This window comes from Sphingobium sp. FW305-3-2-15-F-TSA7, from assembly GCF_058787155.1.
Map to the genome: position 1 here is coordinate 33,141 of NZ_JBYSZM010000040.1, position 23,851 is coordinate 56,991.

Consider the following 23,851-nt stretch of genomic DNA (forward strand, 5'->3'; position numbering starts at 1 on the left):
GCGCAGGGAGGAGAATCTGGATCAAACCCCCTCGAGCAGCTTCTCCTTGCGGATCTTGTCCTGCCAGACGAGCGGGGCGAGGTGGTGGACGCTCTGGCCCTCGGCGTCGACGGCGACCGTCACCGGCATGTCCTGCACCTCGAACTCGTAGATCGCTTCCATGCCGAGATCGTGGAAACCGACGACCTTGGAGCCCTTGATCGCCTTGGCGACCAGATAGGCGGCGCCGCCGACCGCCATCAGATAGGCGGACTTGTGTTCGCGGATCGCGTCGATCGCCATCGGGCCGCGCTCGGCCTTGCCAACCATCGCGAGCAGCCCCTGTTCGAGCATCATGCGCGTGAACTTGTCCATGCGCGTGGCGGTCGTCGGGCCGGCGGGGCCGACAATCTCCTCACCCACCGGATCGACGGGACCGACATAATAGATGACGCGGCCGGCGAGTTCGACGGGCAGCGGCTCGCCCTTGGCCAGCATGTCCTGGATACGCTTGTGCGCGGCGTCGCGGCCGGTGAGCATCTTGCCGTTGAGCAGCAGCCGGTCGCCATGTTTCCAGCTCTGGACCACCTCGGGCGTCAGCGTGTCGAGATCGACGCGGATCGCTTCCTTGCTCGGCGTCCAGTTCACATCGGGCCATTCGGACAGCTTGGGCGGCTCCAGATAGGCCGGACCCGATCCGTCGAGCGTGAAATGGGCATGGCGGGTCGCCGCGCAATTGGGGATCATCGCGATCGGCTTCGATGCGGCATGTGTCGGCCAGTCCATGATCTTGACGTCGAGGATGGTCGAAAGCCCGCCCAGCCCCTGCGCGCCGATGCCCAGTGCATTGACCTTGTCGTAGATCTCGATGCGCAGTTCCTCGAGCTTGTTCTGCGGCCCGCGCGCCTTGAGCTGGCTCATGTCGATCGCGCCCATCAGCGATTCCTTGGCAAGCAGCACCGCCTTTTCCGCGGTACCGCCGATGCCGATGCCGAGCATGCCCGGCGGGCACCAGCCCGCGCCCATCTGCGGCACCATCTCCAGCACCCAGTCGACGATCGAGTCGGACGGGTTGAGCATCTTGAACTTCGACTTGTTCTCGCTGCCGCCGCCCTTGGCCGCGACGTCGACCGAGATCTTGCTGCCCGGCACCATCTCGACATGGAGGACCGAGGGCGTGTTGTCCTTGGTGTTCACCCGGCCGAAGGCGGGATCGGCGAGGATCGACGCGCGCAGCGGATTTTCCGGATTGCGATAGGCGCGGCGCACACCCTCATCGATCACCTGCTGGAGCGACTTGTCCGATTCCAGCCGGCAATCCTGCCCCCATTTGACGAACACCGTGACGATGCCGGTATCCTGGCAGATCGGGCGATGCCCCTCCGCGCACATACGGCTGTTCGTCAGGATCTGCGCGATCGCGTCCTTCGCCGCGGGCGAAGCCTCCGCCTCATAGGCGGCACCAAGCGCGCGGATATAATCCATCGGGTGATAGTAGGAGATGAACTGGAGCGCGTCGGCCACGCTCTCGATCAGGTCGGCTTCCTTGATGACGGTCATTCGGTCTTTCCCTGCGGGCGGAGTCGCGTCCCCTTATCGCGCTCCGCCGCAGGTGGAAATGGCCCGGTTGCACATCGCGCCGGCGACGCGCCTTATACGCGATCTCGAAGATGCTGACGCATCCTCGATCGGTTCGTTCAAGCGCCGCGCGGGCTGATATCGGGTCTCGACGAGTCATGCTCAATCGAGACCCGATATTAATCGCGGTCGGGCGCCCCCAGCGGGAAATAGGATCGATAGGGCCGCCCCTCATCAATGGCGCGCGCGAAGCTCGGCCGTTCGATCAGCCGCTGGCGATAGGCATGAACGTTCGCGAATTCCTCCGGGATCGCATAGGTCCAGTCGGCATAGAAAAGCTGCGGCGCCGCCGCACAATCGGCCAGGCCGAAATCGCCCGCCGCCCATTCGCGGCCATCCATATAACCGTCGAGCCAGCGATAGGCCTTGTCCAACATGGCCTGCGCTTCGGTCACGCCATGCGCATCGCGAGTGGCTTCGTCGCGCAGCGAATTGAAGACGATCTTCTGCTGCGGGGTGGCGATATAATTGTCGAAGAAACGATCCATCATGCGCACCGAGATCGCCGCATCGCGATCCTCGGGGATGAACCGCGTCGGTCCGGGGTAATGGACATCGAGATATTCGACGATCATCGTCGCCTCCGGCACGACGCGATCGCCCTCGCGCAGCACGGGGAAGCGACCGAGCGGCCAGATCCGCGCAAGCTCCCCGCCCACGCCCTCATCCTCGAGCATGCGGTAGGTGAAAGGAGTATCGTTCTCGAACAGCGCGATCAGCGCCTTCTGACAATAGGAGGAGAAGGGATGCGAGAAGAGTTCGAGCGCCATGATGCCACCTGCCTTTCCGTGCCCATGATATGACCCGCAGGCGGCTAGGCTGACTGCTTGCATTTTGCAAGCAGATTATCCGGCAGCCGATCAGGAACGGCGCGATCGTGGATTTTTTTCGCACGCAGCTGAAAGAAGACGGCACCAGCCGGCGACTAATCGGGAAACGATCGATCCGGGAGGAGACCATCATGATCAGAAATCCCCGTCTGCGCCGCACCCTCATCATTGCTGCCGGCGCCATCGTCGTTTCCGCCTGGGCCGCGGTGGCGGCGACGCTGTTGCTGTTCGAACCGAGTTTCGCCTTGCGCACCGGGATCGTGGTGGCCGCAGCGCTGCTGACCGAAGTCATATTCTGGATCGGTGCCGCATATCTGGGGATCACCATGTTCGACCGGCTCCGCATCTGGCGCCGCAAACCGCGCACGGGGGGAGACTGACGGCGGGACAACGGCGGATCGATCGCCGCCGCTTTGGATCCCCGATCCGCTTTGCCGCTTTACTCTTGTCTCTGTGAGGATATGATTTTCCGATCAGAGAATAAGGGTGGGGATGGATAGTGGGGAAGCTGAAGCGCGTTCTGATTCTGGCGGCACGCTATGTGCTCCTGCCCCTGGCGGTCGTCCTCGTCATCGCCATCGCGACATCGCTCTTCATCCGGTCAGTGGCGCGCGAGAATAATTATGCCATGGGCCGCATCGTGTCGCCGCGCGGCATCGACCAGAAAAACTATGTCCGGCTGAACGGCGCACGCCAATGGGTGACGATCCGCGGCCAGGACCGCAACAACCCGGTGCTGCTCTATCTCCATGGCGGGCCGGGCGGCACGATCAGCGGCATGTCCTATTCGTTCCAGCGCCCCTGGGAGGAATATTTCACCGTGGTCCAGTGGGACCAGCGCGGCTTCGGCCGTTCCGCGATCGACGGCCAGGCGCTGCGCGGCACGGTCACGCGCGCGCAGCTCGTCGACGACACCATCGCGCTGATCGAGCATCTGCGCCGCAAATTCCATCAGCAGCGGATCATCCTGGTCGGCCATAGCTGGGGTTCGCTGCTCGGCGCGGAAGTGGCCCGGCGGCGTCCCGACCTGCTCCACGCCTATGTCGGCTTCGGCCAGGTGACGGGTTGGGAGCGCAATTTCGTCGAGACACGGGAGGCGCTTCGCCGCATCGCGCAACGGCGCGGCGATTCGGCGCTGGCCGCGGAAGTTGCGGCGATGGGCGATCCGCCGCCCGGCCAGGACGTCGAGGCGCTGGCAACGTGGATGGGCAAGATCCAGCGCCCCGTCGTACCGCTTGGCGGATCGATCCATCACGCGCGCGGCGGCGGCGATATCGCGCGCTGGACGCTCCTGACGGCGCTCAACTCTCCGGACCTGGATTTGAGCGACATCTTCGCAATGCTGGGCGGTTCCGACGAGTGGAGCGTGCCATTGATCCGTTCGGCGGCCGGCTGGGATTTCCGCCGCAATCTGGGCACCCGCTTTGCGGTGCCGATGATCTTCGTATCGGGTCGCTACGACCTGCAGGCGCCGACCGAGGCCGCCGTCGCGCTGTCCGCCGAGATATGCTCTCCCTATACCGAGATGGTGGTGATCGATGACGCGGCCCATTATCTGGTGAACGAACAGCCCGGTCGCCTGCTTGGCGCGCTGCGTGACAAGGCCCTGCCCTTTGCCCAGGGCCATATGCCTGCCGGCGGACGCCGCTGCGACGACGCGCCGAAGGTTCGATGACGGATTGATGACCATTCGGTCCGGTTCGGCCCGATCTCATCGAAATATTTTTGTTCCGCGTTCGTTCCCTTGCCTTTTCAGAAGCCAAGGGAAGTCCGCGCGTCGCGCCCCGGCCTCGTTTCGTCGCTGCCACGAACCGAGTCATAAGAGCGACGAACCGAGTCTTCGAACCGTCATTTACCGTCTTGCATCGCCTGCCGGATGCGGCACTATTGATGGTGTGAATCCAGGGGGCTGGGCACAAGCACTGGTAGAACCGCCAACGCGACCCCATATCGCGACAGACGGTTTCGCTGTGTAAAAGCGACGGAAACGAGCGAATTTCGCGTGCCGCTGCCCCTGGAAAGATGCTATTCTGGGGGCTTGCCCCCGAGTCGAACGGATCGGGAACGGGAGCGCGTATATCATGGACTTCAGAGATACCCGGGAAGAGAGCAGCAGCGACGTGCCAACAACCGTAACCGAAGCACCGACCAAGTCCGCCAAGACGGAGAGCAAGGCTGCCGACGGCAAGAGCGCCGCGATCGACAGCAAGACGGTGATGCCGCAGCCTTTCCCTGTCGAGGTCGATCATGCGCGCGACGCACTGTTGACCGATTTCGGCAAGGAAACGCTGAAGGACCGTTATCTCCTGCCCGGCGAAAGCTATCAGGATCTCTTCGTCCGCGTCGCCAGCGCCTATGCCGACGACGCCGCGCATGCCCAGCGCGTCTACGACTATATCTCCAGATTGTGGTTCATGCCCGCAACGCCCGTGCTGTCCAACGGCGGCACCGGACGCGGCCTGCCGATTTCCTGCTATCTCAACTCGGTGGACGACAGCCTGAACGGCATCGTCAACACCTGGAACGAGAATGTCTGGCTGGCCAGCCGCGGCGGCGGCATCGGCACCTATTGGGGCAGCGTGCGCGGCATCGGCGAGCCCGTCGGCCTGAACGGCAAGACCAGCGGCATCATTCCCTTCGTGCGCGTGATGGATTCGCTGACCCTCGCCATCTCGCAGGGCTCGCTGCGCCGCGGATCGGCCGCGGTCTATCTCGACGTCTCGCATCCCGAGATCGAGGAGTTCCTCGAGATCCGGAAGCCCTCGGGCGATTTCAACCGCAAGGCGCTCAACCTCCATCACGGCGTGCTGCTGACCGACGCTTTCATGGAAGCGGTGCGCGACGGCAGCGAATGGGTGCTGCGCAGCCCCAAGGATCAGTCGGAACGCGCCCGCGTCGACGCCCGCGCGCTGTTCCAGAAGCTGGTCGAGACGCGGCTGGCCACCGGCGAGCCCTATATCGTGTTCGCCGACACGGTGAACCGCACCATGCCCAAGCATCACCGCGACCTGGGCCTGAAGGTCTCGACCTCGAATCTCTGTTCCGAGATCACGCTGCCCACCGGCACCGACCATCTCGGCAATGACCGTACCGCGGTCTGCTGCCTCTCCAGCCTCAATCTCGAGACCTGGGACCAGTGGAACGGTGACAAACAGTTCATCGAAGACGTCATGCGTTTCCTCGACAACGTCCTCTCCGACTATATCGCCCGCGCGCCCGACGAGATGGGCCGTGCCAAGTACAGCGCCGAACGCGAGCGCTCGGTCGGCCTGGGCGTGATGGGCTTCCACAGCTTCCTCCAGGCACGCGGCCTGCCCTTCGAAGGGGCGATGGCCAAGAGCTGGAACCTGAAGATGTTCAAGCACATCAGCGCGCAGGTGAACGAAGCATCGATGAATCTGGCGGTCGAGCGCGGTCCCTGCCCCGACGCGGCCGATATGGGCGTGATGGAGCGTTTCTCGTGCAAGATGGCGATCGCGCCGACCGCGTCGATCAGCATCATCTGCGGCGGCACCTCCGCCTGCATCGAGCCGATCCCGGCCAATATCTATACGCACAAGACGCTGTCGGGCAGCTTCTCGATCCGCAATCCCTATCTGGAAAAGCTGCTCAGCGAGAAATCGAAGAACAGCGAAGCGGTGTGGAACACGATCCTGGAACGCGGCGGCTCGGTCCAGCATCTCGACTTCCTCTCGCAGGAGGAAAAGGACACTTACAAGACCAGCTTCGAGATCGACCAGCGCTGGCTGATCGAGCTGGCGGCGGATCGCACGCCCTATATCGACCAGTCGGCCTCGCTGAACCTGTTCATCCCCGCCGATGTCGAGAAATGGGACCTGCTGATGCTCCATTTCCGCGCCTGGGAACTGGGCATCAAGTCGCTCTATTATCTCCGCTCGAAGAGCGTGCAGCGCGCGGGCTTCGCGGGCGGCGTCGAAGCGGACAACACGATCGACCTCAAGCAGATCGAGGTCGAGGTGAAGGATTATGACGAATGTCTCGCGTGCCAGTGAGCCGGTCTAGACCGACACTCTGATCGATTGATTGTCGCCCCAGCGAACGCTGGGGCCCATGCGGAATATCACCAAGCTCTGCGGCTGACCGGAGATCGCTTGGATTCCAGCTTTCGCTGGAATGACAGAATAAAGGAAGAACGCGAAATGCCACTCCTTCAAGCGTCCAAACAATATAAGCCCTTCGAATATCCCTGGGCGTTCGAGTTCTGGAAGCGTCAGCAGCAGATCCACTGGATGCCGGAGGAAGTGCCGCTGGGCGAGGATTGCCGCGACTGGGCACAGAAGCTGACCGATCACGAGCGCAACCTGCTCACCCAGATCTTCCGCTTCTTCACCCAGGCCGATGTCGAGGTGCAGGATTGCTACCACGACAAATATGGCCGCGTGTTCAAGCCGACCGAGATCAAGATGATGCTGACCGCGTTCAGCAACATGGAGACCGTGCATATCGCGGCGTACAGCCATCTGCTCGACACGATCGGCATGCCCGAGAGCGAATATGGCATGTTCCTTCAGTATAAGGAGATGAAGGACAAGCACGACTATCTCGCGACCTTCGGCGTCGACACCGACGAGGATATCGCGCGCACGCTCGCCATGTTCGGCGGCTTCACCGAGGGGCTTCAGCTCTTCGCCAGCTTCGCGATGCTGATGAACTTCCCGCGCTTCAACAAGATGAAGGGCATGGGCCAGATCGTCACCTGGTCGATCCGCGACGAGAGCCTGCACTGCGAAGGCATCACCAAGCTGTTCCACGCCTTCACGCGCGAGCGCGACTGCCTGACCGCCGCGGTCAAGAGCGACATTCGCGACGTCTGCCACACCACGGTGGGGCTGGAGGATGCGTTCATCGACCTGGCCTTCGAGCAGGGCCCCGTGCCCGGCATGAGCCCCAAGGAGATCAAGAAGTACATCCGCTACATCGCGGACTGGCGCCTGGGCCAGCTTGGCCTGAAGCCGATGTTCATGATCGACGAGCATCCCCTGCCCTGGCTCGCCCCGCTGCTCAACGGCGTCGAGCACGCCAATTTCTTCGAAACGCGCGCCACCGAATATTCCAAGGCTGCGACGCGGGGCAATTGGAACGAAGTGTGGGATAGCTTCGACCGCCGCAAGAAAGCGCGCGCGAACGATGTGGCCGCCGACACGGGCGAAGATGATATGTTCGCCAAAGCGGGGATCGCGGCGGAGTAAGGCGTGCCGGCCGACGGATTGGCGCAAGCCAATCCAAGGCGAACAAGGCGCGCCCGGCCGGCGGCGCGAAAAGCGCCGACCAACGACGCGGGATTCACTCCCGCGTCGGGCCGCGACGGCAACGAATCGATCTGTTGCCCCCACTCAGCGCCCCTTTGGCGCATCCCGCATCATCGCTTCGCGCAGGATCCTATTGATCCGCGTCTGATAGCCCCGCCCCTTCGACTTCAACCAGTGCAGCACATCGGCATCGACGCGGATCGTCGTCGATTCCTTGACCGGACGATAGAAACGCCCGCGCTCGGCATTCTGCCAGAATGCCTCGTCCAGTTCGGGAAGATCGCTGGTATCGATCGCCTCTTCCGGCATCGCAGCGAGCCGTTCCAGTTCGCTCCTGTCCGCAGCACTCAACGGCGATTGGGCCGCGAAATCGATCCGCCGTTCAGCGAATTTCTTGATCATAGCGTTTCCTTTCCCCGCGCGTTGCACGCCGCGCCGAAATGATCCGGATCACTTCGGCTCCGTCGATCTCGTCCCGCACGGTATGGGCCACCAGCAATAGCAACCACCCTTCGACCAGTCCGATCGTCTGCCAGCGATATTCGGCGCCCTCGATCCGATCCTGAACGCTCAGCGCAAAGGGATCGGCAAAAACGCGAACCGCCAGATCGAAGCTGACGCCGTGTTTGGCGACATTCGCGGATGCCTTTTCAGGATCCCATTCGAACCGAATGTCCATGCCATATTGTTACTACAAATTGGTTTGGACAACAATGCCCATCGCTTCACAGCCGAAGCGTCACCGTCACTTCGTCACCCTCCCCGATTTCCTCCCGCCGCCGCACTTCAACCTTGACCGGGAGAAGATAACCCTCGCTTTCTTTGTGCGGGAACAGCGAGGTCGCGAAGTCGCTGCCGCCGATCGTCGCGCGCACGGGAACCGATCCGAAGCCGCGCGACTGGCCCGCGGCACGGCGCTCGAAGGACCGCATCCGCACCATATCGGCGGCGTCGCCGGTCAAGGTGACGAAATACCAGCTCGCCTTCGCCGGCGGCTGCGGCGTCCAGCGCCAGAGCACGGCTTCGAAGACCAGCGTGTCACCATCATCCGTATCGCGCTCGCCCATCGTCGCTCCCTTTCGCACATGCTTCATGCAATCGGCGGGGCCGTCGCGCAACACCGCGCCCGATCTGCGACTTTGGATGAAATCCTCGGGTGATTTCTTCTTGCCTCGCCTGCGCGGCTTTGCTTTACGCCGCGTCCGCACATTCGGAGTGGTTCATGTCTGAGATTGTCGCCCGCTGATCGACGGGCCGGGTTCATGAACCCGGAGCGCCGTCGGCCGCGTGAACGCGATGGCGGGGCTACGCGCCTCCGCCAGCCTGTGTTCGCGCCCTTTCCATCCGGAAAGCGGACACGATTTCATGAATATCTCGAAACACGAACAGCGCGTGCTGCACGCGCTGGCGCAAGGCGGGCGTATCGTCCACCGCCGGGCCGATGATGGCCGCATCGTCGACGTGGAATGCTTCACCCGCGACGGCTGGCTGCTGTCGGATTGCACGATGGGCGTTTTCCGCCGGCTGAAACGCCGGCGGCTGATCGCCAGCGCCAATGGCCAGCCCTATCGCATCACGCGACTGGGGCTGGGCGCGGTGCGCGCGCAGCTCGACAATCGCTGACGCACCAGGGGCGGCGTCGACAGGCGCCGCCCCGTTCCTCGTCATCGCAAAATCGGAACGGCCCGCCGCCGCAATCCGATACCGGAACCCATGCCGAAGAGCAGGAAATCCGGCTAATCCAGGGCTCGCACTGGAACGCGCCTCACGCCTGTCCGTCCGATGAACGCGGCGTAGTTTCCGGTTCACGCAACATCACGCATGATGAGCCGTTCCTAAGTCAGGAACGCGTAAAGAAGGAGCAGGATCATGCGTATTCTGATCATTGCAGCCAGCCTGGCCGCCATCGGCCTGTCGTCCGTACCGGCCGGCGCCGAGGCGCAGTCGTGGCGCGATCGCCGCGAATATCGCGAGGATGTTCGCGACGCCTATCGCGACTATCACCGCGACATGCGCCGCGCCGACAGTCGCCGCGACGTGTGGGAGGCGCGCCGCGATCTGCGTCGCGATCTCCGCGAGGCCCGCCGCGATTATCGTCGCGACAGCCGTGGCCGCTATTATTACTGGCACAATGGCCGCCGCCATTATCGCGGCTGGTGAAGCAAACGCCCCGGCGCCCATGGTGCCGGGGCGTTTCACATCGGACACCCATCGCGATTTTGACAGGGATCAAATATCGTCCGCCCGTTATCCCGCATCGTTCCTCCGTCACTTGAAGGAGCGAAATATGATCGAGTTCATCGGCAACCATATCCCCCTGCTGTTCGGCACGATGATCGTGCTGTTCGCAACCGTCCTCATCACATTGAGCATCGAGGATGCGCTGGGGTGCCGCTGAGCGCCCGGCGGCCGACCATCAGCGCGGCGCGTCGGCGGTTTCCGCCAGCGTCGCGCTTGCGCCCGTCAGCCTGAAAGCGATCGGCGCAGATACGGCCGCCGGGTCGCCTGCACGCTCGACCACCGCCATATCGGCGTCGAACCGCGCATCCTCCGCATAATCGCCCCGCAACAAGGCTTCATTGCGCGCCATCTCCGCTTCGATCTCGCGATCCCGCGCCATCGCCCTGCGTTCCTCAAGGCTCGGGCCGCACCCTTCGCAGACGGTGGGGATGATCGGCGGGGGGCCGGTATAGGCAGTCCCGGCCCGGTCCGCGACCAGTGCTTCGGGACGGCCGAGCTGCTGGCCGCCACCATCGCGCTCGACGATCTGGAGGGGAACGCCGCCCGCGGCGAAACTGCCCAGGCCGGCACCGGCCAGTGCGCCGACGATCGTCACCGCGCACGCGGCGATCAGAATGTGCCCGGCGGTTTCCCCTTTCACGATCCGGTCCCTTCTCCGTCCGACTCGGGTTATCAACCAAGACCGGCCTCATGGGTTCCCGACACGCTTGCACAGCCAGGGGGCTTGCGCCAGTGAATGCGCATGACCACGCTCCGCACCCTTTATCCGCCCCTCGACGCCTATGCCTCCGGCCATCTCGACGTCGGCGATGGTCACAGCATCTATTGGGAACGCAGCGGCACCCCCGGCGCCAAGCCGGCGGTGTTCCTGCATGGCGGGCCGGGCGGCGGATTCTCGCCGACGCACCGCCAGCTTTTCGATCCGGCGCGCTATGACGTGCTGCTGTTCGACCAGCGCGGCTGCGGACGATCGACGCCGCATGCCGGGCTGGACGCCAACACGACCTGGGACCTGGTCGCCGACATCGAGCGGCTGCGCGAAATGGCGGGCGTCGAGGCATGGCAGGTGTTCGGCGGATCCTGGGGATCGACGCTGGCGCTGGCCTATGCCGAGACGCATCCCGATCGCGTGTCCGAACTGGTGCTGCGCGGCATCTTCACCATCACCAGGGCCGAGATCGCCTGGTATTATCAGCATGGCGCCTCGCTGATCCATCCCGACAAATGGGAACGCTTCCAGGCACCGATCCCCGAAGCCGAACGCGGCGACATGGTCGCCGCCTATCGCAAGCGGCTGACCGGCGACGATGCCGCAGCGCGGATCGAAGCGGCCAAGGCCTGGAGCCTGTGGGAAGGCCAGACGGTGACCTTGCTGCCCGATCCCGGCCTGTCCGACGCGTTCGAAGCCGATGAATTCGCGCTCGCCTTTGCACGGATCGAGAATCACTTCTTCTCGCATCAGGGCTGGCTGGAGGACGATCAGCTGATCCGCGACGCCGGCAAGCTCAAGGGTATTCCGGGCGTGATTGTCCATGGCCGCTACGACATCGCCTGCCCGGCCGACACCGCCTGGCGGTTGCACAAGGCCTGGCCCGAGGCGGCGTTCCATCTGATCGAGGGTGCGGGCCACGCGTTCAACGAACCGGGGATATTGGATCGGCTGATCCGGGCAACCGACGGGTTTGCGGGATAAGGGGCGGGCTCCCCATCCTCATCCAGCCCCTACGCAAAACCTCTTCGTCATTCCTGCGAAAGCAGGAATCCCGCTTTTCCGGTCGCGGGATCAAGTAAGAAGAAGCGGGATTCCTGCTTTCGCAGGAATGACGCGGTGGGGGTCGTTCAGATCGGAGTGGCGCCCGACATCCCGCCCTACCGCTTGCCCCCGAATTTCCGCTGCGTCTTGCCGAAGCGCGTCTTGCGCGTGCCCGGCTTGCCTTCGTTGCTGCGGCCCATGATCGGCGCCTTGTGCTCGCCTTCGGGCAGGCCCAGTTCCTCGCGTTCGAGCGCGCGGATCTCGTCGCGCAGGCGGCCCGCCTCCTCGAACTCCAGGTCCGCCGCGGCCTTGCGCATCTTGGCTTCCAGTTCCTCGATATAGGCGCGCAGATTGTGGCCGACCATGTGCGGCCGATCCTCGTCGATCTCCACCGTCACCTGGTCGCGGTTCGACGCATGGGCGATGATATCGCCGATATTCTTGCGGATCGAGGCGGGTGTGATGCCGTGTTCGGCATTATACGCCATCTGCTTCTCACGGCGGCGACTGGTTTCGTTGAGCGCGCGCTCCATCGATCCCGTCATGCGATCGGCATAGAGGATGACGCGGCCGTCGATGTTGCGCGCCGCACGGCCGATCGTCTGGATCAGCGAGGTTTCCGAGCGCAGGAACCCTTCCTTGTCGGCATCGAGGATCGCGACCAGCCCGCATTCGGGAATATCGAGCCCCTCGCGCAGCAGGTTGATGCCGACCAGCACGTCATACACGCCCAGGCGGAGGTCGCGGATCAGCTCGATCCGCTCCAGCGTCTCGGTATCCGAATGCATGTAGCGGACCTTCAGCCCCGCTTCGTGCATATATTCGGTCAGATCCTCCGCCATGCGCTTGGTCAGCGTGGTGACGAGCGTGCGATAGCCATTGGCCGCGGTCTGCCGGCATTCGTTGATCAGATCGTCCACCTGATCCTCGACCGGGCGGATCTCGACGGGCGGATCGATCAGGCCGGTCGGGCGGATGACCTGTTCGGAGAAGACGCCCCCCGTCTGCTCCATTTCCCACCCACCCGGCGTGGCGGAGACATAGACGGTCTGCGGGCGCATCACTTCCCACTCGTTGAAGCGCAGCGGGCGGTTGTCGATCGCGCTCGGCAGGCGGAAACCATATTCGGCGAGCGTCAGTTTCCGGCGATGATCGCCGCGCGACATGCCGTTGACCTGGCCGATGGTCTGGTGGCTCTCATCGACGAAGAGCAGTGCGTTTTCAGGCAGATATTCGAACAGGGTCGGCGGCGGCTCGCCGGGCAAACGCCCAGTCAGGAAGCGGCTGTAATTCTCGATGCCCGCGCAGCTTCCGGTCGCCGCGATCATCTCGAGGTCGAAATTGGTGCGCTGCTCCAGCCGCTGCGCCTCCAGCAGCCGGCCTTCGTTGACGAGTTCCTTCAGTCGCTCGGCCAGTTCGAAGCGGATCGCCTCCATCGCCTGTTTCAGCGTCGGGCCGGGCGTCACATAATGGCTGTTGGCATAGACGCGGACATAATCGAGGCTCGCCACCTTCTTGCCGGTCAGCGGATCGAACTCGACGATCTCCTCGATCTCGTCGCCGAAAAAGGCGACGCGCCACGCGGTATCCTCATAGTGCGACGGGAAGATTTCCAGGCTGTCGCCGCGCACGCGGAAATTGCCGCGCGTGAAGGCCGCATCGTTGCGCTTGTACTGGAGTGCCACGAGCTTGCGGATGATCTCACGCTGATCGACGGTCTGGCCCTTTTTCAGGTCGAAGATCATCGCCGAATAGGTTTCGACCGAGCCGATACCGTAGAGGCACGAGACCGAGGCGACGATCAGCACGTCGTCGCGCTCGAGCAGCGACCGGGTGGCCGAATGGCGCATCCGGTCGATCGCCTCGTTCACCGAGCTTTCCTTCTCGATGTAGGTATCCGAGCGCGGCACATAGGCCTCGGGCTGGTAATAATCATAATAGCTGACGAAATATTCGACCGCATTGTCGGGGAAGAAGTTCTTGAACTCGCCATAGAGCTGCGCGGCGAGGATCTTGTTGGGGGCGAGCACGAGCGCGGGGCGCTGCAGCGTCTCAACCACTTTGGCCATGGTGAAGGTCTTGCCCGATCCGGTGACGCCGAGCAGCACCTGGTCGCGCTCCCCGGCCAGCGCCTGTTCGGTCAGCTCGGCGATCGCGGTCGGCTGGTCGCCCGCCGGCTCGTAATCGGAGACGATGCGGAATTTCTTGCCGCCCTCGGCCTTTGGCGGGCGCGACGGGCGGTGGGGCACGAATGACTGACCCGTTTCCGGCTCGTCGAGCGTGGTGCGGATTTGGATTGCCATGGCAAAGCGATATGGGTGATGGTCAGGTCCGACGCAACACGAACACTGCACAATCCTCGCTTCCCGACCGAAAGGATATCCATGAAACGTCTGATGCTCCTTGCTCTTCCTGCGCTTGCGCTCGCTGCCTGCGGCAAATCGGACGATGGCGCCGTCAACGGTCAGGCCGCCGCCAACGACCAGGCTGCCGCCGATGCCGGCAAGCCGAAGACCATCGAGCAAGTCGCCGAAGAGATGAAGAGCGCGCCCAAGATGAAGCCGGGCGAATGGGAAACCACGGTACAGATGGTGAAGTTCGACATGCCCAACGCACCGCCCCAGGTGAAGGAAGCGATGCAGAAATCGATGGGGCAGGCCAATAGCAGCAAATCCTGCGTGACGCCCGAAGAGGCCGAGCGCGACCCGAGCGAATTCATCAAAAAGGGCCAGGGCGGCGAATGCACCTATGAGCGTTTCAGCTTCACGGGCGGCAAGATCGACGGCAAGATGAGCTGCAACAAGCCGCAGCAGGGCAAGCTGGAAGCGACGATGACCGGCACGATCAGCGCCGAGGCGCTGGACATGACGATGAACAACGTCATGAGCGGCGGCGGCATGCCCGGACAGGTCGACATGACGATGCGGATGACGTCGAAGCGCATCGGCGACTGCAAATAAAATGCGAACCGGGGCGGTTGCCGGTCCGACCGGATCGGCGACCGCCACGAACGACGACGGAGAGGGACGATGATCGGATATACGCTGGTCGGCACCAACGACCTGGGCAAGGCGCAAGCCTTTTACGATGCGCTGTTCGCGGAGGTCGGCATCGGCCGGCTGATGGATTTCCCCAATGGCGGTGCCGCCTGGGGCTCGGATTGGGGCCGGCCGATGTTCGGCGTCGGCCCGACCTATGACGGCAATGCCGCCACCGTGGGCAATGGCGTGATGATCGCCGTGGTGATGGATGAACGCGCCAAGGTGGACGCGCTCTACGCCAAGGCGCTGGCGCTGGGCGGCACGTGCGAGGGCAGCCCCGGCGTGCGCGGCGACGATGGCGATCAGGCCTTTTATGGCGCCTATTTCCGCGATCTCGACGGCAACAAGCTTTGCGCCTTCCGCATCGGTCCCCCGGCGGCATGAGGATTGCGACCGCGGCGCTGCTGACGTTGATGCTCGGCGGCGCCACACCCGTGACGGTCCAGCCGGGCGGCTGGACGCACAGCATGACCATCCACACCGCGACGATCCCGGGCATTCCGGGATTCCTGATCCCCAAGGGCCGGCCCAAACATTACAAGACCTGCCTGTCGCCACGCGATGCCGCGCTCAATCCGGGCCTGATCCTGCGTGGCGAGGACATGGAATGCACGCCGCGCTCGCTGACCATGGCCAATGGCAAGATCGCCAGCGTCGCGACCTGCACCGACAATCGGCTGGGGATTCCGATGACCGTGGTCAGCGCGGGCAGCTATACGCTGACCAGCTACGAACTGCGCAGCGTCAGCACCGGCACGCGCAACGGAAAGCCGATGCGCGTGGAGACGACCAGCAGCGGCAAGCTCACACACCGCTGCTAGGTGCTTCGGGTGCCCTTCGAGACGCGTCTTCGACAAGCTCAGCCGCTCCTCAGGATGAGCGGACTATTGCCCAACCTGTCCGTTCATCCTGAGGAGCGATCGAGCGAAGTCGAGAGCGCGTCTCGAAGGATCGCCCCCGCCGCTCGAATTTAAGCGCAAACGGGCTTCCCTCCGCCGCATTCGCTGCTTTAAGCTTCAACCTTCATCCGAAATGGGGGTCTTCTCACTCATGCGCTTCATCCTGTCCGCCGCCGCGCTTGCGCTGTTCTCCACGCCCGCCGTCGCGGAACCCGATTATGCCGCGGCGGTCCGCCAGGATTATCAGGCGTCGCTCGGCGCGCTGTGGGACAATTTCCATCGCAATCCCGAACTGAGCTTCAAGGAGACCAAGACCGCGGCGCGCATGGCCAAGGAATTGAAGGCGGTTTCGGGCATGGTCGTGACCGAAGGCGTCGGTGGTACCGGCGTGGTCGGCGTGCTCAAAAATGGCGACGGCCCGGTCGTGCTGGTGCGCGCCGATATGGACGGCCTGCCGGTCGAGGAGAAATCGGGCCTGCCCAATGCCTCCAAGGTCCGCCAGGTCGGCATCGACGGCGTCGAATCGCCGGTGATGCATGCCTGCGGCCATGACGTGCACATCACCTCGCTGGTCGGCACCGCGCGGCGGCTGGCGGCGATGAAGGATCGCTGGAAAGGCACGGTGGTGTTCATCGTCCAGCCCGCCGAGGAACGCGTGGGCGGCGCGCGCGCGATGCTCCAGGACGGGCTCTACACCCGCTTCCCCAAGCCCGATTATGCCGTCGGCTTCCACGTCTCGTCCGCGCTGGCGACGGGCAAGGTCAGCGCGTCGGAGGGCATCCAATATTCCTCCGCCGACAGCGTCGACATCACGGTGCGCGGCGTCGGCGCGCATGGCGCGTCGCCGCACACGGGCAAGGACCCGGTCTATATCGGATCGCAGATCGTCGTGGCGCTGCAGGGCATCATCAGCCGCGAGCGGCAGCCGCTGGCGCCCGGCGTGATCACCGTCGGCGCTTTCCATGCCGGCACCAAGCACAATATCATCTCCGACCGCGCCGACCTGCAGCTGACGGTGCGCGCCAATGACGAGGAGACGCGCGCCTTCCTGCTCAAGGCGATCGAGCGTGTGGCAATCGGCGTGGCGCGGACCAATGGCGTGCCGGAGGACAAGCTGCCCATCGTCAAGGCGAGCGAAGGCACGCCGACGACGATCAACGACGGCCCGCTCGCCAAGCGGCTGAACGGCGTGATGGTCGCAACCTTCGGTGCCGGCGGGCTGGCGCCGTTCGAGCAGATGGGCATGGGCGCCGAGGATTTCGCCTATTTCGTCCAGCCCGACCTGAAAGTGCCCGGCTATTATTTCGCGGTGGGCGGCACGCCCCAGGCGGATCTCGACGCGGCCAAGACCGGCGGCCCCGCCGTCCCCTCGCACCATTCGCCGCTGTTCAAGATCACCCCGGAACCCGCGGTGATTACCGGCACGATCGCGACGACCGCGGCAGTGCTGGACCTGCTCAAGCCGGGTGCGGCGGGGGACTGAAGTCTTTGCCTTAACGTGTCATTCCCGCGCACGCGGGAATCCGGACGATGTCGACCATAGCGCTCTACGTCACTGGATTCCCGCGCATGCGGGAATGACATCAGGATTGCCTACCCCTTGGGCGTCAGCTTCAGCAACCGCCCGGTTGCGCCATTCTCACCATCTTCCAGCAGCCACAGCGCGCCATCCGGCCCCTGCTCCACCTCGCGGATGCGCGCGCCCATTTCGAAACGCTCGGCCTCGCGCGCGCTGCTGCCCGAGGTCACGACGCGGACGAGCGATTGCGACGACAGGCCGGGGATGAAGGCGCTGCCCTTCCACTGCGGGAACATGGTGCCCGAATAGAAGATCAGGTCGCCCGGCGAGACCACCGGCGTCCACCAAAGGGCCGGCCGCGAGAATTCCGGCCTCGTGTCGTGATTGGGGATATCCGCCCCGCCATAATGATTGCCGTTGGAGACCACCGGATAACCGTAATTCGCGCCGCGCACGACGCGATTGAGCTCGTCGCCGCCCTCCGGCCCCATTTCCATGTCCCAGAGCTGCCCCTTGGCGTCGAACGCCAACCCCAGCGGATTGCGATGGCCGAGCGACCAGATCTGCGCGGTCACCCCGCCCTTGTCGGCAAAGGGATTGTCCTTCGGCACCGATCCGTCGTCGTTCAGTCGCAGGATCTTGCCGAGATTGGCGTTCATATCCTGTGACGGCGTGAATTTCTGCCGCTCGCCCGACGAGATGAAGAGATGGCCATCGGGCGCGAACAGGATGCGATGGCCGTAATGGCCACGCCCCGAGACCTTGGGCGACTGGCGCCAGATCACCTGGACATTCTCCAGCCGCGCAGCGCCGCCCGCGACGACCAGCCTGCCCCGCGCCACCGCCGCACCGCGCGTGTCGCCCTCGCCCGCCTCGGCATAGCTCAGATAGACCAGCCCGTTGCGCGCAAAGCGGGGATGAAGCGCGACATCGCCCAGGCCGCCCTGCCCGCCATAAACCACCGCCGGCACGCCCGCGACTTCGACCGAGGCGGCGCCGTCGATGGTCAGCAGCTTGAGCACGCCCTTCTTCTCGGTGACCAGCGCCTGCTTGCCGCCGGGCAGGAACGCCATCGCCCAGGGCTCGACAAAGGTCGCGACGGGCGTCGCCACGAAGGGCGCCTTGGTGGGTGCGGCGCGCGCGGCGGTGCTGGCGTCGGTCGCAGTACCGTCCTTGCCCGGCGCGGTCTGAGCATTGCCGCCACCGCCCGCCGAACAGGCAGCGGCAAGCGCAAGGGCGGGAAGCAATATGGCTCTTGGGTGCATGATACGCCTTCGAAACGACTGAGGATGAAACTGAAGGGATAACGACATCAGGGCGCGGGCGCATCACCCGACCGCATCACAGCGCCCGCCCGCGCGAACAGCCATAGCCGGATCGCGCTCGCCAGATTGGGCGGCTCCTCCGCCGCGATCCTTTCGACATCGATCCGCGCGACCAGAGCGTTGAGCGGCAGTTCCAATGTGGCCGCGGCCGCCTCCAGCGCGGCCCAGAAAGCCGGTTCCAGGCTGATCGAGGTCTGGTGCCCCGCAATCGTGACCGATCGTTTGACGGGGCCGAGATAGAGCGGGTCGGTGGGCGGCATCGCGCGCATGTTAGAGCATCGCGCGGAAAAGTGGGAACCGGTTCTCCGCAAATGGCGATGCGGCAGGGAAGCTCCCCAGTCGGCGCACCACCGAACAGCCCCAAGCCGATTTCGCTTGTTGCAATGTAGGATTTCAAATGTTCTCTATTTGTTCCTATTCACGAGTCGAAGGAACAAAGCAATGCGAAATATCAGGCCGCTGCTCGGCACGAGCGCGGCGGCGCTCGCGCTCGCCCTCGCAAGCGGCGCCATCGCCGCGGAAACCATCACGTACACCTATGATGCCAAGGGCCGGGTGAAGAAGGCCGCGCGCACCGGCACGGTGAACAACAATATCAACGGCGAATATACCTACGACAAGGCGAACAACCGGACCAAGACCAAGCTGACCGGATCGCCCAATCCACCACCTCCCTGATCTCCACCTTTCGAAAAACAGCTTTCAGTGGAGACAAATCATGAAGACCTCATCCAGATTCTGCGCGTCGGCCTCGGTGCTGGCGCTCTCGGTTTTCGGCGTGCAAGCGCCGCTCAATGCCCAGACCGTTGCGTCCGATCCGGCGCGCTTCATCACGACCGATCGCAACGGTATCGATCTGGTCGACAGCAGCTTCAATTTCACGGTCAATGAAGGATCGATCGGCCAGGGCGAATCCACGCTCGCCATGGTGCGCAGCTTCGGCGCTGCCGGCTGGCGCGATGGATATGATGTCCGTCTGATCCGAAGCACGGTCGCCGGTCAGGTGCAGATTCGGATCAACGGGTCCACCTCTTCGAACTTCAAGAAGGTCGGCGGCGTCTTCGTTCCCGATAACGCGGACGGCTCGACGCTGACCGAGATCGGCGGCGGCGATTCCTATGTTCTGACCACGGCCAATGGCGACCAACTCAGCTTCGCCACCTTTGCCCTGACGCCTGGGCCAGCCGCGTTCACCAGCAACATCTGTTCCTCGTCAGTGACCACGAGTTGCTTTCTGCCGATGGCCTCGCGCAAAAAGGCCAATGGTTTGACGGTGACCGTCGGTTGGGCAATGGTCGAACGCTGCTATCGCTCCGGCCCGCAAGTGAGTTGCTCGGACGATTCCCTGCCCTTCACCAATATCATCCGTGGCGTTCGCATCGATCGCGTCAGCAACAATGCCGGCTATGCGATGGACTTCACCTATCTCTCCAACACCTTCACGCCCGGCTCGACCACCAACTGGTATCGGCGTTCGACGATCGCATTCAAGAATACCGGCACCACTGCGCCGAGCTGGCCGACGATCACCTATACCTATCCAACCACCACCACGACCACGACCACCGATATCGGCGGGCGGGTATGGAATTTCACCTATGCCGGAACCAGTGACGGCGGCTCTTTGACGGCCGTCCGCCGCCCCGGTGCGTCGTCCGACAACATCGCGCTGACCTACAGCCCGTCGCTGTCCTCGGTGACGATCGATGGCGTCACACGGAGCTATTCCCGCACGGTCTCGGGAACGACGGCGACGACGACCATCACCGACGCGAATTCGGGCGTCACGACGGCCGTCGCCGACCTCACCCGGTCGCGCGTCACCAAAATCACCAACGAGCTCACGCGCGAGACCAACTATGTCTACGACACGTCGGCCCGCCCGACCGAGATCGTCCAGCCCGAAGGCAACAAGACCGTGTTCGCCTATGATGCGCGCGGCAATGTGACCAGCACCACTTACAAGGCCAAGAGCGGATCGGGCCTGGCGGATATCGTGATCGCCGCCGACTACCCCGCTAGCTGTACCAATGTCGTCACCTGCAACAAGCCGAACTGGACGAAGGACGCCAAGGGCAACCAGACCGACTACACTTACGACAGCACCCATGGCGGCGTGCTGACCATGACCGCGCCGGCGCCATCGACGGGTGCCGTGCGGCCTCAGACGCGCTTCAGCTATGCCGCAACGGGCGGGGTGACGATGCTGACGGGCGTTTCGGCCTGCCAGACAACGGCAAGCTGCACCGGCACGGCCGACGAGACCAAGACCACCGCCGCCTATACCGCCAACCTGCTGCCGAGCAGCATCACGGCCGCGGCGGGCAACGGATCGCTGAGCGCGACAACCAGCTATACCTACGACATTCTGGGCAACCAGATCACCGTTGATGGCCCACTCTCAGGCACTGCCGACACCACCGTCATGCGTTATGACAATGCGCGGCAAGTGATCGGCGTCGTCGGCCCCGACCCCGATGGCGGCGGTACGCGCGTACCCCTGGCGCAGCGCTTCACCTACAATAATGACGGGCAGGTCACGCTGGTGGAGATCGGCACGGTCACCGACCAGACCGATCCGGCCTGGGCGGCATTCTCTTCGCAGCAACAGGCGGCGACCACTTACGACACCAATGCCAGGGCTGTGAAATCTGAGTTGAAGGCCGGCGGTACAACCTATGCGGTCAGCCAGACCAGCTACGACACCCTCGGCCGCGTCGATTGCGTCGCACAGCGCATGGATCCGACCCAATGGGCGAGCCAAAGCGTCGTCTGCACGCCACAGACGACGAGCGCCAATGGTCCGGACCGGGTGAGCAAGACGACCTATGATGCGGCGAGCCAGGTGACGAAGATACAGACCGCCTATGGAACGACAGATCAGTCGGATGAGGTGCAATTTAGCTACACCAACAACGGACTGCGCGCGAGCGTGTCCGACGGTGAAGGCAATCCGTCGGTCGTTCAATATGACGGGCATGATCGCGCCTGGGTATCCTACTATCCGACCACCAATCACACCGGCGTGAACTGGACCGATTATGAACAATATAGCTACGACGCGAACGGCAACGTCACGAATGTCAGGCTGCGCGACAACAGCAACATCGGATCCACGTTCGACAATCTGAATCGACGGATATATCTCGATCTTTCGGGCAGCGGGATCGATCAGGATATCACTTACACCTATGACCTGCTCGGGCGGATGACCGGATCGAGCGACGCAATCGCGCATATCGCCAATTTCGCATATGATGCCCTTGGAAGGGCCACGAGCCAGACGGGCGCCTATGGCGGCACCAAAACCATGCAATATGACCTGGCGGGACGGAGGACCCGACTGACATGGCCGGACAGCGTGTATGTCAGCTATGATTATGATGTGACCGGCAACATGACGGCGATCCGCGAAAATGGGGCAACTTCAGGTGCCGGCGTGCTGGCCACATATAGCTACGACAATCTCGGCAGGCGCACGAGCGTGACGCGCGGCAACGGGACAGCGACGAGCTATAATTATGACACCGTCTCGCGCCTGACATCGCTGGCGCATGATTTCGCGAGTACGACGCATGATCTGACGCTGGGATTCACTTACAACCCCGCCTCGCAAATCGCCACGAACAGTCGCAGCAACGATCTGTTCGCTTGGGGCGGACACTATAATCGCGACAAGGCTGAAACGCCCAACGGCCTGAATCAGCTCACCGCTCAAGGCAGCACCGCGCTCGGCCACGACGGCAAGGGCAATATCAGCAGCATCGGGACGACCGGTTACGCCTACAGCCAGCGCAATCTGCAATATGCGATTCCGGGCGGTTATGCCTGGTATGATCCGATGGCTCGGCTCGACTATATCTCGACCAATAGCGTCACCGGTGCGGCGACGATGTTCGACTATGACGGCCTGAACATTTCCACCGAATATGATCCATCCGGGCCAGTCCGCCGCCGCTTCGTGTTCGGCCCCGGCACCGACGAACCGATCGTCTGGTACGAGGGATCGGGCACGACCGACCGTCGCTGGTTGCATGCCGACGAGCGCGGGAGCATCATCGCGGTCTCGAACGGATCGGGCGCTGTGACCAACATCAACAGCTATGACGAATATGGCGTGCCGGCGGCGGGCAATGCCGGTCGGTTCCAATATACCGGCCAGGCATGGCTGCCCGAACTCGGCATGTATTACTACAAGGCGCGCATCTACAATCCGGGCATCGGCCGGTTCATGCAGACCGACCCGATCGGTTATGTTGCGGGTATGAACCTGTATGGATATGTGTCCGGGGATCCGGTGAATCTGATCGATCCCTTTGGGATGTCGGCCGACGACATTATCATACGTGGTCGACGGCCTACCGAGAATATCGTTCCGGGTAGGCTTCTTTTAGGCCGTGGAAATGGTGGAACGAGTGTGCCACCTCGCCAGCCAGGTAACGGCGGCGGTGGGACATCGAGCTCAGATGATGATGATGATGATGAAACTGTTGTTACAGCGCCCGTAAATTGCAATTTACATCCTAGTGATAGCCGTTGCGGTGGTCCGTTTTATCCAACTGGCCAGATAGGATTCAGCTTGTACGGCATACTTTTCGCATACACCTTTAATCAATATGAAGATGGGATTACAATAGGAATTTCAAAGCCGGGCCCATCAATAAACGCAGGCGTTTCCACAACCCCAGATATAGATGGCTGGTCATGGTCGGCAAGTAATTTCGGAGGAAATCTTGACGGCACATCCGGATTAATTAATTTTACTCCAGACTTCTCTCTATCATATACTGCATCCATACCATGGGCCACATCAACTCCTGCACCCTCTTCCTCTGTAGCGAAAGGTGAATTTAGCCTTAATTTTGGAAAAATCTGGGCAAGAACCGATTCGGTAGACAGAAATTACTACAAAAGGTAAATTAAGTATACGGAGCTCAAAATGTCTCCATTAAATAAATCATCCCCTTACCTAAGAGCGTGGTCATATTCAATTTTAATTTCATTAATCTTTATTATATATATAAAATTTGGACATTTCTTTGTATCAAAATTTAATTTATCAGAGCCTTTATTCTTAGTAATATTATTCTCATTTCATATGATTCTATCATACTCTTTTTTTAAATGCCCCATGTGCGGTCTGTCCATATTTGCAGCACGTCCTAGTGCATTTGGGCCATGGACACCGTGGCCTCACAAAACCTGTAGAAGATGCGCTTTTGACCTAAGCAGTTTAGATAAATAGAGTTTTCTTCTATATTTATCGTATTTACTTGAAATTACCATTCAGTCGAGCACTATCACAAGGACCACGTCATCAAGATCGGTGATCGGAGTCCCTTGGGTTCCGGTGACA

The 23,851-nt window shown here is 62.6% G+C and carries 22 protein-coding genes; 13 read left to right on the forward strand and 9 right to left on the reverse strand.

Annotated elements, in window-relative coordinates; translation table 11 throughout:
• Positions 1-21: 21 nt before the first annotated feature.
• Positions 22-1,539 carry a fumarate hydratase gene (locus AC3WN8_RS25345; RefSeq protein ID WP_492672287.1) on the reverse strand — a complete coding sequence of 506 codons (1,518 nt, stop codon included), beginning with the start codon at positions 1,537-1,539 and terminating at the stop codon, positions 22-24.
• A gap of 197 nt (positions 1,540-1,736) precedes the next feature.
• Entirely contained in the window at positions 1,737-2,387 is a 651-nt protein-coding gene (locus AC3WN8_RS25350) for a glutathione S-transferase family protein (RefSeq protein ID WP_492672288.1), read from the reverse strand.
• 191 nt (positions 2,388-2,578) lie between these two features.
• On the opposite strand from AC3WN8_RS25350, the gene AC3WN8_RS25355 reads away from it, so the two are divergent.
• From AC3WN8_RS25355 to AC3WN8_RS25370, 4 genes are all read left to right on the forward strand, one after another.
• The gene (locus AC3WN8_RS25355) at positions 2,579-2,827 is read left to right on the forward strand and encodes a hypothetical protein (protein ID WP_492672289.1); all 249 of its coding nucleotides are present in this window, start codon (positions 2,579-2,581) and stop codon (positions 2,825-2,827) included.
• Between the two features lie 119 nt (positions 2,828-2,946).
• Positions 2,947-4,122 carry an alpha/beta fold hydrolase gene (locus tag AC3WN8_RS25360; protein ID WP_492672290.1) on the forward strand — a complete coding sequence of 392 codons (1,176 nt, stop codon included), beginning with the start codon at positions 2,947-2,949 and terminating at the stop codon, positions 4,120-4,122.
• A 406-nt stretch (positions 4,123-4,528) separates the two neighbouring features.
• Positions 4,529-6,460, forward strand: coding sequence for a ribonucleoside-diphosphate reductase subunit alpha (locus AC3WN8_RS25365; protein WP_492672291.1), 1,932 nt, complete (start codon positions 4,529-4,531; stop codon positions 6,458-6,460).
• A gap of 147 nt (positions 6,461-6,607) precedes the next feature.
• Complete coding sequence (locus AC3WN8_RS25370) at positions 6,608-7,657, forward strand: ribonucleotide-diphosphate reductase subunit beta (RefSeq protein ID WP_492672292.1); 1,050 nt, start codon at positions 6,608-6,610, stop codon at positions 7,655-7,657.
• A gap of 144 nt (positions 7,658-7,801) precedes the next feature.
• Here the strand turns inward: AC3WN8_RS25370 and AC3WN8_RS25375 are convergent, their stop codons facing one another.
• The 3 genes from AC3WN8_RS25375 to AC3WN8_RS25385 are packed head-to-tail and all read right to left on the reverse strand — an operon-like array spanning position 7,802 to position 8,784.
• Entirely contained in the window at positions 7,802-8,119 is a 318-nt protein-coding gene (locus tag AC3WN8_RS25375; RefSeq protein WP_492672293.1) for a BrnA antitoxin family protein, read from the reverse strand.
• Positions 8,100-8,396, reverse strand: a complete 297-nt coding sequence (locus AC3WN8_RS25380) for a BrnT family toxin (RefSeq protein WP_492672294.1) — start codon at positions 8,394-8,396, stop codon at positions 8,100-8,102. Before AC3WN8_RS25380 ends, AC3WN8_RS25375 begins: the two co-directional genes overlap by 20 nt.
• A gap of 46 nt (positions 8,397-8,442) precedes the next feature.
• The gene (locus tag AC3WN8_RS25385) at positions 8,443-8,784 is read right to left on the reverse strand and encodes a DUF1905 domain-containing protein (protein WP_492672295.1); all 342 of its coding nucleotides are present in this window, start codon (positions 8,782-8,784) and stop codon (positions 8,443-8,445) included.
• A gap of 298 nt (positions 8,785-9,082) precedes the next feature.
• Here AC3WN8_RS25385 and AC3WN8_RS25390 point away from each other — a divergent pair, with 298 nt between their 5' ends.
• Together AC3WN8_RS25390 and AC3WN8_RS25395 are read left to right on the forward strand one after the other, a co-directional pair.
• Positions 9,083-9,340, forward strand: coding sequence for a YjhX family toxin (locus AC3WN8_RS25390; RefSeq protein ID WP_492672296.1), 258 nt, complete (start codon positions 9,083-9,085; stop codon positions 9,338-9,340).
• A gap of 246 nt (positions 9,341-9,586) precedes the next feature.
• Positions 9,587-9,877 carry a hypothetical protein gene (locus AC3WN8_RS25395; RefSeq protein WP_492672297.1) on the forward strand — a complete coding sequence of 97 codons (291 nt, stop codon included), beginning with the start codon at positions 9,587-9,589 and terminating at the stop codon, positions 9,875-9,877.
• Between the two features lie 256 nt (positions 9,878-10,133).
• Here the strand turns inward: AC3WN8_RS25395 and AC3WN8_RS25400 are convergent, their stop codons facing one another.
• Positions 10,134-10,598 (reverse strand): hypothetical protein, encoded by a 465-nt coding sequence (locus tag AC3WN8_RS25400; RefSeq protein ID WP_492672298.1) that lies wholly within the window; start codon positions 10,596-10,598, stop codon positions 10,134-10,136.
• Between the two features lie 102 nt (positions 10,599-10,700).
• Here AC3WN8_RS25400 and pip point away from each other — a divergent pair, with 102 nt between their 5' ends.
• On the forward strand, positions 10,701-11,651 hold the full coding sequence (gene pip / locus AC3WN8_RS25405; RefSeq protein WP_492672299.1) for a prolyl aminopeptidase: 951 nt from the start codon (positions 10,701-10,703) through the stop codon (positions 11,649-11,651).
• 176 nt (positions 11,652-11,827) lie between these two features.
• On the opposite strand, the gene uvrB is transcribed toward pip, so the two are convergent.
• Positions 11,828-14,014, reverse strand: a complete 2,187-nt coding sequence (uvrB, locus tag AC3WN8_RS25410) for an excinuclease ABC subunit UvrB (RefSeq protein ID WP_492672300.1) — start codon at positions 14,012-14,014, stop codon at positions 11,828-11,830.
• An 81-nt stretch (positions 14,015-14,095) separates the two neighbouring features.
• On the opposite strand from uvrB, the gene AC3WN8_RS25415 reads away from it, so the two are divergent.
• From AC3WN8_RS25415 to AC3WN8_RS25430, 4 genes are all read left to right on the forward strand, one after another.
• Complete coding sequence (locus AC3WN8_RS25415) at positions 14,096-14,671, forward strand: DUF3617 domain-containing protein (protein ID WP_492672301.1); 576 nt, start codon at positions 14,096-14,098, stop codon at positions 14,669-14,671.
• A gap of 69 nt (positions 14,672-14,740) precedes the next feature.
• The gene (locus AC3WN8_RS25420) at positions 14,741-15,136 is read left to right on the forward strand and encodes a VOC family protein (RefSeq protein ID WP_492672302.1); all 396 of its coding nucleotides are present in this window, start codon (positions 14,741-14,743) and stop codon (positions 15,134-15,136) included.
• A complete protein-coding gene (locus tag AC3WN8_RS25425; protein ID WP_492672303.1) occupies positions 15,133-15,573 on the forward strand; it encodes a DUF3617 domain-containing protein in 441 nt (146 codons plus the stop codon). Before AC3WN8_RS25420 ends, AC3WN8_RS25425 begins: the two co-directional genes overlap by 4 nt.
• A gap of 229 nt (positions 15,574-15,802) precedes the next feature.
• A complete protein-coding gene (locus AC3WN8_RS25430; protein ID WP_492672304.1) occupies positions 15,803-17,134 on the forward strand; it encodes an amidohydrolase in 1,332 nt (443 codons plus the stop codon).
• 110 nt (positions 17,135-17,244) lie between these two features.
• On the opposite strand, the gene AC3WN8_RS25435 is transcribed toward AC3WN8_RS25430, so the two are convergent.
• Together AC3WN8_RS25435 and AC3WN8_RS25440 are read right to left on the reverse strand one after the other, a co-directional pair.
• The gene (locus AC3WN8_RS25435; RefSeq protein ID WP_492672305.1) at positions 17,245-18,435 is read right to left on the reverse strand and encodes a PQQ-dependent sugar dehydrogenase; all 1,191 of its coding nucleotides are present in this window, start codon (positions 18,433-18,435) and stop codon (positions 17,245-17,247) included.
• Between the two features lie 47 nt (positions 18,436-18,482).
• Positions 18,483-18,755, reverse strand: a complete 273-nt coding sequence (locus AC3WN8_RS25440) for a ribbon-helix-helix domain-containing protein (protein WP_492672320.1) — start codon at positions 18,753-18,755, stop codon at positions 18,483-18,485.
• Between the two features lie 181 nt (positions 18,756-18,936).
• On the opposite strand from AC3WN8_RS25440, the gene AC3WN8_RS25445 reads away from it, so the two are divergent.
• Both AC3WN8_RS25445 and AC3WN8_RS25450 read left to right on the forward strand, forming a co-directional pair.
• Complete coding sequence (locus AC3WN8_RS25445) at positions 18,937-19,173, forward strand: hypothetical protein (protein WP_492672306.1); 237 nt, start codon at positions 18,937-18,939, stop codon at positions 19,171-19,173.
• 40 nt (positions 19,174-19,213) lie between these two features.
• Complete coding sequence (locus AC3WN8_RS25450; RefSeq protein WP_492672307.1) at positions 19,214-23,413, forward strand: RHS repeat-associated core domain-containing protein; 4,200 nt, start codon at positions 19,214-19,216, stop codon at positions 23,411-23,413.
• Positions 23,414-23,851 lie beyond the last annotated feature (438 nt).

Excerpts from the sequence above, each read along its gene's own strand:
- AC3WN8_RS25445 (WP_492672306.1), top strand. The coding sequence starts at position 18,937 with ATGCGAAATATCAGGCCGCTGCTCGGCACGAGCGCGGCGGCGCTCGCG.
- AC3WN8_RS25380 (WP_492672294.1), bottom strand. The coding sequence starts at position 8,396 with ATGGACATTCGGTTCGAATGGGATCCTGAAAAGGCATCCGCGAATGTC.
- AC3WN8_RS25440 (WP_492672320.1), bottom strand. The coding sequence starts at position 18,755 with ATGCCGCCCACCGACCCGCTCTATCTCGGCCCCGTCAAACGATCGGTC.
- AC3WN8_RS25425 (WP_492672303.1), top strand. The coding sequence starts at position 15,133 with ATGAGGATTGCGACCGCGGCGCTGCTGACGTTGATGCTCGGCGGCGCC.
- AC3WN8_RS25350 (WP_492672288.1), bottom strand. The coding sequence starts at position 2,387 with ATGGCGCTCGAACTCTTCTCGCATCCCTTCTCCTCCTATTGTCAGAAG.
- AC3WN8_RS25355 (WP_492672289.1), top strand. The coding sequence starts at position 2,579 with ATGATCAGAAATCCCCGTCTGCGCCGCACCCTCATCATTGCTGCCGGC.
- AC3WN8_RS25385 (WP_492672295.1), bottom strand. The coding sequence starts at position 8,784 with ATGGGCGAGCGCGATACGGATGATGGTGACACGCTGGTCTTCGAAGCC.
- AC3WN8_RS25420 (WP_492672302.1), top strand. The coding sequence starts at position 14,741 with ATGATCGGATATACGCTGGTCGGCACCAACGACCTGGGCAAGGCGCAA.
- AC3WN8_RS25370 (WP_492672292.1), top strand. The coding sequence starts at position 6,608 with ATGCCACTCCTTCAAGCGTCCAAACAATATAAGCCCTTCGAATATCCC.
- AC3WN8_RS25415 (WP_492672301.1), top strand. The coding sequence starts at position 14,096 with ATGAAACGTCTGATGCTCCTTGCTCTTCCTGCGCTTGCGCTCGCTGCC.
- AC3WN8_RS25345 (WP_492672287.1), bottom strand. The coding sequence starts at position 1,539 with ATGACCGTCATCAAGGAAGCCGACCTGATCGAGAGCGTGGCCGACGCG.
- AC3WN8_RS25450 (WP_492672307.1), top strand. The coding sequence starts at position 19,214 with ATGAAGACCTCATCCAGATTCTGCGCGTCGGCCTCGGTGCTGGCGCTC.
- AC3WN8_RS25430 (WP_492672304.1), top strand. The coding sequence starts at position 15,803 with ATGCGCTTCATCCTGTCCGCCGCCGCGCTTGCGCTGTTCTCCACGCCC.
- AC3WN8_RS25365 (WP_492672291.1), top strand. The coding sequence starts at position 4,529 with ATGGACTTCAGAGATACCCGGGAAGAGAGCAGCAGCGACGTGCCAACA.
- AC3WN8_RS25435 (WP_492672305.1), bottom strand. The coding sequence starts at position 18,435 with ATGCACCCAAGAGCCATATTGCTTCCCGCCCTTGCGCTTGCCGCTGCC.
- uvrB (WP_492672300.1), bottom strand. The coding sequence starts at position 14,014 with ATGGCAATCCAAATCCGCACCACGCTCGACGAGCCGGAAACGGGTCAG.
- AC3WN8_RS25390 (WP_492672296.1), top strand. The coding sequence starts at position 9,083 with ATGAATATCTCGAAACACGAACAGCGCGTGCTGCACGCGCTGGCGCAA.
- AC3WN8_RS25395 (WP_492672297.1), top strand. The coding sequence starts at position 9,587 with ATGCGTATTCTGATCATTGCAGCCAGCCTGGCCGCCATCGGCCTGTCG.
- AC3WN8_RS25375 (WP_492672293.1), bottom strand. The coding sequence starts at position 8,119 with ATGATCAAGAAATTCGCTGAACGGCGGATCGATTTCGCGGCCCAATCG.
- pip (WP_492672299.1), top strand. The coding sequence starts at position 10,701 with ATGACCACGCTCCGCACCCTTTATCCGCCCCTCGACGCCTATGCCTCC.